We start from the raw sequence: 12,234 nt of genomic DNA on the forward strand, positions 1-12,234 counted from the left end.
AGGGTTACCCATTTCATGATCAGTTGCCGGCCGTTGCCGCGTCAGGCCATGGCACACAGCAAGGCAGCCACCAAGGCTGCCACTAGAAAGGCACAGCACGAAGGCCTCAGCCTGTCGGGGTGACTCAAAACTGTAGACAAGGTCGGAAACAAGTACCTCGGTACTGGAGAGCTGCGTGTAAGAGGTGCTCATAGAAAGCCTAATTAAAGTTTTGACTATATCGCCAATCATGCAAAGGAGCAACTAAATGAATGTCAAATCTCAGCCCGTAGGAGCACCGCCTTGACAGAAATTGTGCTCATGAAAATGGCCAACATCCTCGTGCCGCATGACGAGGCGGCGGCCGACTTCATCCAGAAGATGAAGGCCGGCGCGCTTATGCATGCGGACTTCAAGAAGGTGCGGAACTACCAGTTTCACAAAAAATACTTTGCCCTGGTGACTTTTGCCTTTGATCAGTGGGAGCCGCGCGGCGGCCTGACTTACCAGGGCCAGCCAGTAGCGAAGAACAAGGAGCGCTTCCGGAAAGACATAGCGATCCTGGCCGGTTTCTTCGAATCAACGGTGAACCTCAAGGGCGAGGTGCGCCTGGAGGCGAAAAGCATTTCATTTTCGCAAATGGACGAGATCGAGTTCGAGGCGCTGTACAGCACGACCATCGACGTGATCCTGTCCCGGATTTTGACCAAATACACCAGGCAGGACCTGGACAACGTAATTAACCAGCTGCTGGCATTCACATGAAAGCCAGCGGCAGCAAAGAGGAAGATCATGGACCAACTGAAAGAGGCAGTCGCCGCAGCATTTGACAAGGTAGTCGCGTCCGGGGCCATCGAGGAAGCTATACAAAAGCAGATCGGCGCGGCCGTCACCGCCGGCATCATCGAGCACCTGCGCGATTACAGCGACTTCGGCAAAGCGCTCAAGGCCAAGATTGGCACCCTGATCGAAGTCGACCTGGACACGTTAGACCTGCCGTCGTACCGCCAATTGGTGGGCGACGTCATCAAGAAGCGCGTCGGCGCAGTCATGTCCACTGAATTCACCGAGAAGCTGGACAAAGATATTGCCGAGATGCTGGCGCCAGCGCCGGCCACGATCACTCTGCAAGAGCTGCTGGATGAATTCATCGAAAGCAAGAAAGACGCGTGGAACGCACACCAACTGCATGGCGAAAAATTCACGCTGAACATCAACCGTAGCGACCGGCACGACGGCTACATCGATATCTCGATCGATGAAGACCCTGATCAGGAACGGCATACCTCTTGCGCAGTCCATTTGCGGATTCGTGGCGACGGCGAGGTGTGGGGCCTGAGCCTGGCTGGGGACGATATCAAAAACAAGATTTTCGTCGGCCCGCTCTTCAATTTTGAAAAGCGGCTGTTCCAGATGTACACGGCCAAGACGCGCCTGATCATCGACGCGGACGCGGAAGCCGAGGACTTCGACACCACATTCCCTTACAACGATTAAGCGAGCAGCCGCCATGTTTTTCAAAAACCTCCAGATTTACCGCCTTCCCACCCGTTGGGCCATGACGGCCGCCGTGCTCGAGCAGGCGCTGGCGCCGCAGCAGTTCACGCCCGCCACCAGCATGGACTTGGTGCGCCAGGGCTGGGCCGCGCCACGCGGCGCCGATCAGCCGCTCGTGCACGCCGTCGGCAGCCAGTTCCTGCTGCAGCTGAAAACCGAGAAGAAGCTGCTGCCGTCGACCGTGATCAACCAAGTGGCCGCCGCCCGCGCGCTGGAAATGGAAGAAGCCCAGGGCTTCGCGCCCGGCAAGAAGGCCATGAAGGAATTGAAGGAGCGCGTCACCGACGAGCTGCTGCCGCGCGCGTTCGCCATTCTCAGCACCACGGCCGTGTGGATCGATCCGGTGAATGGCTGGCTTGTGGTGGATGCGGCCAGCCCGGCCAAGGCGGATGAAGTGATCAAACTGCTGCTGAAATCCGTCGACAAGCTGCCGCTGGAAAGCCTGCGCGTTCAGCGCTCGCCGGTCGGCGCCATGACGGAATGGCTGCAAGCGGACGAATCCCCGGCAGGCTTCACGGTCGACCAGGATGCGATCATGCGCGCCACCGGCGAAAGCAAGGCGCAGGTGGCGTACAAGCGCCACACCCTGGAAGCGGACGATATCCGCCGCCACATTGCCGCCGGCAAGCAGTGCACGCGCCTGGCCATGACCTGGAGCGACAAAATCAGCTTCGTGCTGGACGAGAGCCTGGCCATCAAGAGCGTCAAGGCGCTGGACGTGATCACGGAGCGGGAATCGGGCACGAAAAATAATGAAGAGCGCTTCGACAGCGATTTTGCCCTGATGACGGGCGAGCTGGCCAAGATGCTGGTCGACCTGGTCGATGCGCTGGGCGGTGAAGTGGACGCCGTGGCGCCAGCGGCGCGCCCAGCCGTTGACGCGGCGCCGGCCAAAGGCCACGAACCAGTGCGCGAGCAACGCGTGGTGCTGGAGTTGAATGGCCAGGCGCCCGGCACCGTCCCGCCTGGAGACGGCAGCGCAAGCGATCCGCTGTACGACCAGGCCGTCGAGGTCGTACGCACACATCGCCGCGCATCTGTATCACTGGTGCAGCGCCACTTACGTATCGGCTTCAACCGGGCCGGCAACCTGCTGGAAGCAATGGAGACGCTGGGCGTGGTGAGCGGCATGGCGTCGAATGGCAATCGCACGGTACTGGCTGCTCCAGGAGCGACAGCATGAGCGCAATATCACGCACGCCAGGACTGCTCACTCTGGGCAAATTTGCGTCAGCACATGGTGGTCCGCTAATGGAATACGCGAACGGCTCGGCCCAGCAACAGGTCTTCGCCGCGATGCCGATGGAAGGGTTTGACCATCAGGCCAACGCGCAGCGCCTGGTCGCCTGCTGGAACGCACTCGACGGCCTGTCCGACGAAGCGCTTGACGGCGGCTGGAACGCGCGCAGCATGAGTGCTTACGCCAAGGGCCTGGAAGAAAAGCTTGCCGCAGCACGGGTGCTGCTGGCCGAAGTGGTGAGACCGCACGATGATCACGTCAAGGCAGTTCAAGCCTCCGGCGAGCAGCCTACCGTTAATCCGCTGGCCATCCGGATTCACGACTTACTGAAAGGAGGTCCGACGTGAAAGAGCACCCCATCCTCATGAACGGCGCCATGGTGCGTGCCCTGCTCGACGGCAGCAAGACGCAGACGCGGCGGATCATGAAGCCGCAGCCAGAACCAGTACCGCATCGCCCGGGCGATTACCAGTGGCCTTGCAACGCGTTCCAGTCGATGGTGAGCGTAGCGGATACGCGCGCGCCTGGCGCCCACGGCATGGCTGGCGACGCATGCCCGCACGGCGCGCATCGCGATCAAATCTGGGTGCGCGAAACCTTCTTTGCCTACGGCCGCTGGGTAACTCGCTACAGCAAGAAGAAGGGCCGCGACGAATGGCACTTCATCGACATGACGGCCGAATGCGACCGCACGTACCAGTACGATGCCGATTTCCCGGGAGTGCCGCTGGCAGCCGGGCGCGGCGGCGCGCTGCCCGGCTGGTACATGCGCCCCTCTATTTTCATGCCTCGCGCGGCCTGTCGGATCCTGCTGGAGATCATATCGGTGCGCGTCGAGCGCCTGCAGGATATCAGCGACGCCGACATTGTGGCCGAGGGCATCGACATGGATGCGCTGGCTGAGGCGCAGGACCGCTACGACATCGTGTGCAAAGGATCTGGCGCCAGTGGGCGCGCAACCGAGCGCACGGCCTGGCGCGACCTTTGGGAGTCGACCGGCGGCGACTGGGATGCCAATCCGTGGTGCTGGGCGATCACATTCAAGCGGGTGACGCCATGAAGCGCCTGAAGGCTTACCAGGTCAGCGACGGCGACGACATGACGGTGATTCGCTACGCCACCAGTAGCGCGGCGGCGCGCCGGGAAGGCGGCAATGAAATCGGCTGCGAGTGGGATGGCGTCGATTCATGCGTGCGCAAACCGGAATACGACCAGTATGCGCCTGGCCCTGTGCCGGCCCAGGCGCTGATCGAAGCCGGGTGGCGGTTCGAATGCCGCCGCCACGGCTGCGGCAACTGGGCAAATCGGGACACGGAAGAATTGACGCTCAGCACTGCCGGCGATCCGTATTGCTGCGAAGCCTGCATGGCCCGCCACTTCGCCCGGCAGCGCGCGAATGCGGCGGCGGGCGCGGCACTGCAAGAACTGGTCGAGGCCAAGCTGCCAAGTTGCCAAGTTGCCATGTGACCGAGGTGTACGTCTATGGGTGGCACTTGGAGGCGGCATATGGAGGCGGCATGCGGGCTTATATCGACTTCAGCTTTCCAGGCGGTCGCTGGCCAGGGCGCTTTGTGTTCGGAGAGGAAGGCTTCCGCGTGCATGGCGATGACTTGCATGCCTTCCGGGCGCTGTATCCGCCACCTGCCGACGAAGCTGCAACAACGGAGGCGGCATGACCGACAACGACGAAGTGCCGAACAGCGAGCGCAGCCCCAGCGCCGCGCGCGTGGCGGCGGCCCTGATCCTTATTTACGTGGCAGCGACCCTGGCGGGCGTCTTGGCTACGACAACCTGAAAGGTGAATGTGAAAAAGATAATTGAATGGGCGCCGGTCGTGCGCGATGCCGAAGGATGGTATAGGCATCCAGATATGCCGGAGTTCGATGAAGATCAAGAGGAGGAATATCGCGCGTGGCTCGCTGCCCAGGGCCTGGACACTACCTACTCTAGCCTGGAATCCGAGGATGATACGCATCCAGCCCATATCGCCTACTTCGGCCAGGCAGGAACGGACGTCTCCGACTGGAACCCGGCGCCGCCTGCCGGTGATGGCTGGTTCACGCTGTCCATTCACGACTCCGAAGATGGCCCGTACTGGGTATGGGGCCGTCGCGAGCAGGCGGCGCAATGAGCAGCCGCAACCTAGCGCCAGCGCCGGAGACCCCGGCCGAGGCGGCATACAAGCTGGACCGGGCCGTGCTGCGCGCGATCCACACCTGCCAGACAGTGCTGTTCGAGGGTAAGCAGCACCACTTGCGCGGCATGAGCACCCAAGTGCTTGGTGGCGGCGTGTCTTCCGTGATTTACCTGATGGGTGACGCGACACCGCGCCAGCCCAGCGAGATAACCTTTTTGGAGCATGCAGAATGATCAACAACGATAGAAATGACGCGCTGGAGCAAGCTGCGCCCTCTTCGGTCGCCGCAGCGCTGCAACACCTGGCCGTACCGGATGGCTGGAAGTTGGTACCGGTTGAGCCGACGCCTGAGATCATTGCTGGCGCCGCAATCGCATCCTGGCCAACCGCAACGCTTGCGGACATCGACCTAGCACGCCAAGCGGCGCCGCTCGTCTTGATGCGGATGAACATGGCGCCGGGCACGACCGTCAATGCGTTGGCTGGCATGTTGGCGACGATGGCGCCGGCATATCGCGCCATGCTGGCGGCCGCACCGGCGGCTCCAGCACAAGAGCAGCTGGCGGCGCCCACCGATTCATTCCAGAGCCGCGTGCAGCCCTGGATGATGGCGTGCTTCGGCGCCGAAATCTCAGCCGATGGTGCCGAGCGCAATCACCGCTTCCTGGAAGAATCCCTGGAACTGGTGCAGGCGAGCGGCTGCACGGCCAAAGAGGCGCATCAGCTGGTCGACTATGTGTACGGCCGCCCGGTCGGCGAGCGCGCACAGGAAGTCGGCGGCGTCATGGTCACGCTGGCCGCCCTGTGCTTGGCACAAGGCCTGGACATGCACGCCGCCGGCGACACCGAGCTGGCCAGGATCTGGACGAAGGTCGAGGCGATCCGCGCCAAGCAAGCGGCAAAGCCGAAACACTCGCCGCTGCCGGCGCGGCGGCCGGCAGCGGCGGGAAGCATGGGCCTGGATGATTTGATGACTGCCTGCGAGAGCGCGTACCGAATAGGCCCATATCATGGGTTTGTCGGCTCCCTTAACGCAATCCGGAACTCTGCCATGCACAAGATTGGAATGGCAGAGGCCGAAGCCGATGAATGCGAGCGCCTGTCTGTAAAAATGAAGGAGCGCGCTGAGAAAGCAGAAGCCCGCGTGAAGGAGCTGGAGGGCGGCGAACTGGATTGCCCTGCCTGCGGCGGCAGCGGGCATGCCGACGACGACGCGGTCGGGAGCGCGCCATGAACATGAGCGAAGTCGAGATGCGCCACATTGCCGAACTGGTGGCGGCGCTGGACAAAGCCGCAGGCAAGAAGCCCGTCAGCACATCCGGGGAATTGAACAGGCAGCAGATCTGCGCCGCACTCGGCGTCAGCGAATCAACGATCCGCCGCCTCGAGCAGGCAGGATTGCCATATACACCGGTCGGCGCGCGGTCCAAGCGCTACGACCTTGAAGAATGCAAGAGCTGGTTAAAGGGAAATCAAATATGTCAGTCTGGAAAGACAGCAAGGGTAAACTCCACGTCGGAATCATGGTCGATGGCAAAAGAATTCACAGAGAGTTGCCGGACGGTTCAACTGCGAGTGATGCCAAGCTGATCGAGGCTGAGCTCCGTGCGGCAGTGGCGCGCGCGCCGAAGCAAAAGCAAGTGCACATTCCGGGCGATATACCAATGACAGCAGTTCTCGCGCTGTTTGTCGAGCATTCTCAGACCCTTCGCAGCGCGGATACGGCAAAACACCATGCCAAGCGACTGGGCGCCTGGGCGGAACGATACAAGGCGAGCCAGGCGCAAGAATTTGCCGACCACGTCATCAAGGACATGAGCAAGCTTATCCCCCACAGGAAAACCGGAAAGCTGGTGCCCGCCTACGCTCCGGCGACAATCAATAGATCATTGGCGTGCGCAAAAAAAGGCCTCCACCTGGCTTGGCGCCAGCGGCTAATTCCGGAAAACTACGGCCTACGGATCGAGTCGGTAGCCGTTAACAACAAGCGCGAAGTTTTTCTGACAGTCGAGCAGGTCAAAAAAATTGCTTCGTTTTGTACACCTATTGCCCAAGCGGCAATATGGGCAGCACTTCTGACTGGTGCCCGGCGTGGCGAACTGTTCCAGATGGAAAGCTCGCATATTGGCCACGACACTATAACGTTCCCTGCAAGCAATACGAAGACGCTGCGCATGCGCGTCATACCAATCATCCCGGCGCTTCGGCCTTGGCTTAAATACTTTCCGCTGGAAATGACATTGTACGGAGTGCAATCTTCCTGGCGCCGCGCACGCGTGAAGGCGGGCATGCCGCATGTGAATTTTCACGATCTTCGGCATTCATGCGCCAGCATCATGTTGGGGCTGGGAGTTGACCTTTACACGATCAGCAAGATTCTGGGTCACGCGAATATACAGACGACTCAGCGCTATGCGCACCTGCAGGTGGATGCGCAGCGCGAAGCGTTGAATAAGCTATCGCTGTTGGTCGTCGCAAAGTAAATTACACTGAAAAATTACACTCAACAAAAAAGCCGACCTTTTTAAAGATCGGCTTTACGTGTAAGTGATTGATTTCACCTGATATTCTTGGTGGGAAGTGCAAGTTTCGAACTTGCGACCCCTGCAGTGTGAATGCAGTGCTCTACCCCTGAGCTAACCTCCCGAAGCGAGGCGAATTATCGCATAGGTGTTGCGGCATCTGCAAGGGCTGGCAAGAGGAAATTTACCTAGCCCCGCTTTTTCTCAGGCGGCCGCTGGCGGCGACGTGACGGCGGTCCAGATGCACTGGCCTTTGGCGGCCTTGTCGAGGCCGGCGATGGTGGCTTCGTGGGCGGCGAGTTCGTCGGCCGTGGCGCTCTGGAAGATGACTTCGGCCAGGGGCACGATTTCCAGCACGGCGCCGTCGGCGGCCACTTCCACTTCTTCTTCCATGCTCAGGCTGTTTTGCCCGCGCGTCATGGCCAGGTAGACGTCGGCCAGCAATTCCGAGTCGAGCAGCGCGCCGTGCAGCTTGCGGTGAGCGTTCGAGACGCCATAGCGGTCGCACAGGGCGTCAAGCGAGTTGCGCTTGCCCGGATGCATTTCCTTCGCCTGCACCAGGGTGTCGATCACGCCAACCACTTGCTCGTGGACTGGCGGCAGGTTCAGGCGCTTGAATTCCGCGTTCAGGAAGCCGATGTCGAACGGGGCGTTGTGGATGATCAGCTCGGCGCCGGCGATGTAGGCACGGAACTCGTCGGCGATTTCCGCGAATTTCGGTTTGTCGCTGAGGAATTCCGTCGTCAATCCGTGGACGGCCAACGCGCCCTCTTCCGAGTCGCGCTCGGGATTGATGTAATGGTGGAAATTATTCCCCGTCAACATGCGGTTGTTCAGCTCGACCGCCCCGATCTCCAGGATGCGGTCGCCCGTACGCGGGTTCAGGCCGGTGGTTTCAGTATCGAGAACAATTTGACGCATGGTGAATTCAGTCTTAAAAGCAAAAAGCGAAGGGCACAGTATAGCAAACCTGTGCCCTCCGGTTACGTCCCGCCCGCTGCTGCAGGGCAGAAATTTAGTTCTCAGGCACGTACCGTTTCCACGCCCAAGTTGGCCAGTTGATCGGCCCGCTCGTTGCCCGGATGGCCATTATGGCCGCGCACCCAGCGCCATTCCACTTCGTGCACGGCCTGGGCGATGTCGAGCGCCTGCCACAGGTCGACGTTTTTCACGGGCGCCTTGGCCGCCGTTTTCCAGCCGCGCGCCTTCCAGCCGTGGATCCATTCGCTGATGCCCTTCTGGACATACTGGCTATCGGTATACAACACCACCTGGCACGGACGTTTGAGCGCCGTCAAGGCTTCGATCACGGCTTTCAATTCCATGCGGTTATTCGTCGTATTCAGTTCCCCGCCATAAATTTCTTTCTTGGCGCCATCGGCCACCATCAGCGCACCCCAACCGCCTGTGCCGGGGTTGCCCTTGCATGCGCCATCGGCGTAAATCTCAACCTTATCCATCTTGCTGTTCCCGCCTTTTATTCGTGACCGGTGCGCCTGCGGGCGCCGTCGCCGGTTTCTTGGTCCACGCCGGACCGATCAAACGCATCCCTTTGACGCGCTTGATCGCCTGCACTATATACACTGCGCCCAGATATGGCCACCAGCGCGCACCCGCCTTGTCCATGAAAGCGTTACGGCGCAGCCATTTTTCTGTCCTGCAGGCAGGTGCGTAGCAGCCGAAGTAGCTTTGACTGACGCCCATGTTGAGCAATTTTAACCAGTCTTTCATGCGCGGCATAGAGATCAGCTCGCCGGCTTGCGGCAGGTAGTGGCGCCCCGTGACCCGCCCCACCCCCTGGCGCATGCCCCACAGGCTGGCCGGATTGAAGCCGCAGACGATCACTCTCCCTTCCGGGATCAGCACGCGCTCGACTTCGCGCAAGACCTGGTGCGGCTCGGCGGCAAATTCGAGTACGTGCGGCAAGACCACCAGGTCCAGGCTTTGCGAATCGAACGGCAACTCATCGAAGGCCGACACGAGGGTCAGGCGCTTCTCTTGCGGCGGACGCGGAGGCAGGCGCGCATCGAGCAGCCATTTGTTCGGCATGCGGTTGGCGGCCAGCGCGTCGAGCTGGGGCAAGCCGATCTGCACGGCATTAAAACCGAAGATATCGACGGTCAGGCTGTCGAGGCATTGCTGCTCCCAGGCGCGCACGTACAGACCGGCCGGCGTCTGCAGCCAGCCGTCAAGCGCTATAATGGATTTTTCGGATGCCACACTGTCCATTCAGTTTTCTCTTTTGCTCATGACACACTCCCCTGAACACGCTCTATCGGTACTTGCCGTGCCCGCCTTTGCCGACAATTACCTGTGGCTGATCCACGACGGCCGCCACGCCGCCGTGGTCGATCCCGGCGATGCGACGGCCATCCTCGATGCGCTGCAAGCCCATCAGTTGACCTTGTCCGCCATTTTACTCACGCATCACCACGCCGACCACACGGGTGGCGTGCCTGAATTGTTGCAGCATTTCGCCGTCCCCGTCTTCGGCCCGCGCAATGAGGCTATCACAGCCATCACGGAACCGCTTGCCGAAGGCGATGTCGCCCATGTGCCCGAGCTGGGTTTGCAGATGAACGTCATCGACGTGCCCGGCCATACGAAGGGGCATATCGCCTACGTGCGCCAGCGTGACGAGCGCAGCGGCGCACCGTGGCTGTTTTCCGGCGACACCCTGTTTGCGGGCGGCTGCGGCCGCCTGTTCGAAGGCACGCCGGGCCAGATGGCCGATTCGCTGGGCAAGCTGGCCGCCCTGCCCGACGATACCGAGGTATTTTGCGCGCATGAGTACACCTTGTCCAATTTGCGCTTTGCCAACGCCGTCGAGCCGGGCAATGTGGCCCTGCAGGAACGCATCGCCATCGACACGGAAAAGCGCCAACAAGGTTTAGCCACCGTGCCGTCGACCATTGCCCTGGAAAAGGCCACGAATCCCTTCCTGCGCTACCGCGAACCGGCGATTTTGACCAGCCTGAAGGTGGAAGGCAAGCTGGCCACCGATGCTTCGCCCGTGGAAGCGTTTGCCGCGCTACGGATGTGGAAGAACAGCTTTTAAGCTTCTGCTTCCAAAAAGAAAAATCCCGGCGGCGCCATCAGGCACCGCCGGGATTTTTATTGATCTATTTGATCAGGATCAGATTTCCTCGTACAGCGGCAAGGTCAGAAATTCGGCGAACGATTCCGACGTCGACATTTCCTCGAAAATCTGGCCGGCACGCACATAGGTCAGGCCGTTGCCGCCTGGCGCATCGCGCTGCACCTTGGCCAGCTCTTCCGGAATCATGGCGCGCACCATCTCGGCCGTCACCTTGCGGCCATCTTCCAGCACACCCTTGCTGGAGCGTATCCACTGCCACACTTGCGAGCGGCTGATCTCGGCCGTGGCCGCATCTTCCATCAGGTTGTGGATAGGCACACAACCATTGCCAGCCAGCCAGCTGCCCAGGTAGTGGATGCCGACGTTGATGTTGTAGCGCAAGCCCGCTTCCGTGATCGGCGCTTCCGGCTGGAAATTCAGCAGGTCCGACGCTTTCACGTCGATGTCGGGACGCTGTTTCTCGATCTGGTTCGGCTTGTCGCCGAGCACTTTGGTGAACTCGCCCATGGCCAGTTCCACCAGGCCCGGATGGGCCACCCAGCCGCCGTCGTAGCCGTCGGTGGCATCGCGCGCCTTGTCGTTGCGCACGCCGCCCATGGCGATATCGTTCTTTTCCGGATCGTTCTTGATAGGGATCAAGGCTGCCATGCCACCGATAGCTGGCGCGCCACGCTTGTGGCAAGTTTTCAGCAACAGCAAGGCATAGGCGCGCATGAACGGTGCCGTCATGGTCACTTTCGCGCGGTCGGCCAGGCAGAAATCCTTGTCCAGCTTGAATTTCTTGATGCACGAGAAGATGTAATCCCAGCGGCCCGCGTTCAGGCCCGAGCTGTGCTCTTTCAGCTCGTATAGGATTTCATCCATTTCAAACGCGGCCAAAATGGTTTCGATCAGCACGGTCGCCTTGATCGTGCCTTGCGGCAAGCCCAATTCATTTTGCGTCATGACGAAAATATCGTTCCACAGGCGCGCTTCCAGGTGCGATTCCATCTTCGGCAGGTAGAAATACGGGCCGGCGCCGCGCGCCAGTTGTTCCTTAGCGTTATGGAACATGAACAGGGCGAAATCGAAAATGCCGCCGGAAATACGCTTGCCGTCGACCAGCACGTGCTTTTCATCGAGGTGCCATCCGCGCGGACGCACGACGAGTGTCGCGATCTTGTCGTTCAGCTTGTACGACTTGCCATTTTGCTCGAGCGAAATCGTCTTGCGCACGGCATCGAACATATTGATCTGGCCCGTGATCTGGTTGTCCCAGTTCGGCGTGTTCGAATCCTCGAAGTCCGTCATATAGCTGTCCGCGCCCGAATTGAAGGCGTTGATGACCATCTTGCGCTCGACGGGGCCCGTGATTTCCACACGGCGGCATTCGAGCGCCTTCGGGATCGGCGCGATCTTCCAGTCGCCTTCGCGGATGTGCGCGGTTTCTGGCAAGAAATCAGGACGCTCGCCCGCGTCGAGGCGCTTGGCCCGCTCCACGCGCACGGCCAGCAATTGCTGGCGGCGCGGCTCGAATTCACGCGTCAGCTTGGCCACCAGCGCCAGCGCGGCCGGCGTCAAGATCTGTTCGTAACCGGGCTGGATATCACCCGTGATTTGCATGCCTTCTGGAAGTGCGATCGTGTTCTGCGTCATGAAGTTCTCCGGTTTTTAGTCAATATAAGCAAAGGTAATCTGGTGATCCAAGTATAAGCTGAAC

Annotated in this window: 18 protein-coding genes, 1 tRNA gene and 1 pseudogene; 15 read left to right on the plus strand and 5 right to left on the minus strand. The window is 60.5% G+C overall.

What is annotated here, in order from left to right; all coding sequences use genetic code 11:
- The first annotated feature begins 282 nt into the window (after positions 1-282).
- The 14 genes and pseudogenes from OPV09_RS17710 to OPV09_RS17775 all read left to right on the plus strand — a co-directional run bounded on the left by OPV09_RS17710 (position 283) and on the right by OPV09_RS17775 (position 7,396).
- Positions 283-744, plus strand: a complete 462-nt coding sequence (locus OPV09_RS17710; protein ID WP_338678966.1) for a DUF1367 family protein — start codon at positions 283-285, stop codon at positions 742-744.
- A 27-nt stretch (positions 745-771) separates the two neighbouring features.
- Positions 772-1,476, plus strand: coding sequence for a hypothetical protein (locus OPV09_RS17715; protein ID WP_338678967.1), 705 nt, complete (start codon positions 772-774; stop codon positions 1,474-1,476).
- A 13-nt stretch (positions 1,477-1,489) separates the two neighbouring features.
- Positions 1,490-2,386: pseudogene (locus tag OPV09_RS17720) on the plus strand (recombination-associated protein RdgC); the annotation flags it as partial.
- Between the two features lie 75 nt (positions 2,387-2,461).
- On the plus strand, positions 2,462-2,719 hold the full coding sequence (locus OPV09_RS17725) for a DNA translocase FtsK (protein WP_338682309.1): 258 nt from the start codon (positions 2,462-2,464) through the stop codon (positions 2,717-2,719).
- Positions 2,716-3,123, plus strand: a complete 408-nt coding sequence (locus OPV09_RS17730) for a hypothetical protein (protein ID WP_338678968.1) — start codon at positions 2,716-2,718, stop codon at positions 3,121-3,123. Before OPV09_RS17725 ends, OPV09_RS17730 begins: the two co-directional genes overlap by 4 nt.
- Positions 3,120-3,836 carry a hypothetical protein gene (locus tag OPV09_RS17735; RefSeq protein ID WP_338678969.1) on the plus strand — a complete coding sequence of 239 codons (717 nt, stop codon included), beginning with the start codon at positions 3,120-3,122 and terminating at the stop codon, positions 3,834-3,836. The genes OPV09_RS17730 and OPV09_RS17735 overlap by 4 nt, the downstream gene beginning before the upstream one ends.
- A complete protein-coding gene (locus OPV09_RS17740; protein WP_338678970.1) occupies positions 3,833-4,243 on the plus strand; it encodes a hypothetical protein in 411 nt (136 codons plus the stop codon). Before OPV09_RS17735 ends, OPV09_RS17740 begins: the two co-directional genes overlap by 4 nt.
- A gap of 50 nt (positions 4,244-4,293) precedes the next feature.
- The gene (locus OPV09_RS17745; RefSeq protein WP_338678971.1) at positions 4,294-4,452 is read left to right on the plus strand and encodes a hypothetical protein; all 159 of its coding nucleotides are present in this window, start codon (positions 4,294-4,296) and stop codon (positions 4,450-4,452) included.
- Positions 4,449-4,571, plus strand: coding sequence for a hypothetical protein (locus OPV09_RS17750; protein ID WP_338678972.1), 123 nt, complete (start codon positions 4,449-4,451; stop codon positions 4,569-4,571). The genes OPV09_RS17745 and OPV09_RS17750 overlap by 4 nt, the downstream gene beginning before the upstream one ends.
- 3 nt (positions 4,572-4,574) lie before the next feature.
- Positions 4,575-4,907, plus strand: coding sequence for a hypothetical protein (locus tag OPV09_RS17755; protein ID WP_338678973.1), 333 nt, complete (start codon positions 4,575-4,577; stop codon positions 4,905-4,907).
- On the plus strand, positions 4,904-5,146 hold the full coding sequence (locus OPV09_RS17760; protein ID WP_338678974.1) for a hypothetical protein: 243 nt from the start codon (positions 4,904-4,906) through the stop codon (positions 5,144-5,146). The genes OPV09_RS17755 and OPV09_RS17760 overlap by 4 nt, the downstream gene beginning before the upstream one ends.
- Positions 5,143-6,147: a hypothetical protein gene (locus OPV09_RS17765; RefSeq protein WP_338678975.1), complete on the plus strand. Its 1,005-nt coding sequence runs from the start codon at positions 5,143-5,145 to the stop codon at positions 6,145-6,147. Before OPV09_RS17760 ends, OPV09_RS17765 begins: the two co-directional genes overlap by 4 nt.
- Positions 6,144-6,503 (plus strand): hypothetical protein, encoded by a 360-nt coding sequence (locus tag OPV09_RS17770; protein ID WP_338678976.1) that lies wholly within the window; start codon positions 6,144-6,146, stop codon positions 6,501-6,503. Before OPV09_RS17765 ends, OPV09_RS17770 begins: the two co-directional genes overlap by 4 nt.
- On the plus strand, positions 6,437-7,396 hold the full coding sequence (locus OPV09_RS17775) for a site-specific integrase (protein WP_338678977.1): 960 nt from the start codon (positions 6,437-6,439) through the stop codon (positions 7,394-7,396). The genes OPV09_RS17770 and OPV09_RS17775 overlap by 67 nt, the downstream gene beginning before the upstream one ends.
- 88 nt (positions 7,397-7,484) lie before the next feature.
- Here OPV09_RS17775 and OPV09_RS17780 read toward each other — a convergent pair.
- From OPV09_RS17780 to OPV09_RS17795, 4 genes are all read right to left on the minus strand, one after another.
- Positions 7,485-7,559 (minus strand) — tRNA-Val (locus OPV09_RS17780).
- Between the two features lie 80 nt (positions 7,560-7,639).
- A complete protein-coding gene (gene dnaQ / locus OPV09_RS17785; protein WP_034755584.1) occupies positions 7,640-8,356 on the minus strand; it encodes a DNA polymerase III subunit epsilon in 717 nt (238 codons plus the stop codon).
- A gap of 101 nt (positions 8,357-8,457) precedes the next feature.
- A complete protein-coding gene (gene rnhA / locus OPV09_RS17790) occupies positions 8,458-8,895 on the minus strand; it encodes a ribonuclease HI (RefSeq protein WP_034755581.1) in 438 nt (145 codons plus the stop codon).
- Entirely contained in the window at positions 8,888-9,664 is a 777-nt protein-coding gene (locus tag OPV09_RS17795) for a class I SAM-dependent methyltransferase (RefSeq protein WP_219328870.1), read from the minus strand. Before OPV09_RS17795 ends, rnhA begins: the two co-directional genes overlap by 8 nt.
- Positions 9,665-9,683: 19 nt before the next feature.
- Between OPV09_RS17795 and gloB the strand changes: the two genes are divergently transcribed.
- Positions 9,684-10,493: a hydroxyacylglutathione hydrolase gene (gene gloB, locus OPV09_RS17800; RefSeq protein WP_338678978.1), complete on the plus strand. Its 810-nt coding sequence runs from the start codon at positions 9,684-9,686 to the stop codon at positions 10,491-10,493.
- A 78-nt stretch (positions 10,494-10,571) separates the two neighbouring features.
- On the opposite strand, the gene aceB is transcribed toward gloB, so the two are convergent.
- The gene (aceB, locus tag OPV09_RS17805; RefSeq protein WP_338678979.1) at positions 10,572-12,170 is read right to left on the minus strand and encodes a malate synthase A; all 1,599 of its coding nucleotides are present in this window, start codon (positions 12,168-12,170) and stop codon (positions 10,572-10,574) included.
- Positions 12,171-12,234 lie beyond the last annotated feature (64 nt).

Source organism: Janthinobacterium sp. TB1-E2, assembly GCF_036885605.1.
Taxonomy (GTDB): Bacteria; Pseudomonadota; Gammaproteobacteria; order Burkholderiales; family Burkholderiaceae_D; genus Janthinobacterium; species Janthinobacterium aestuarii.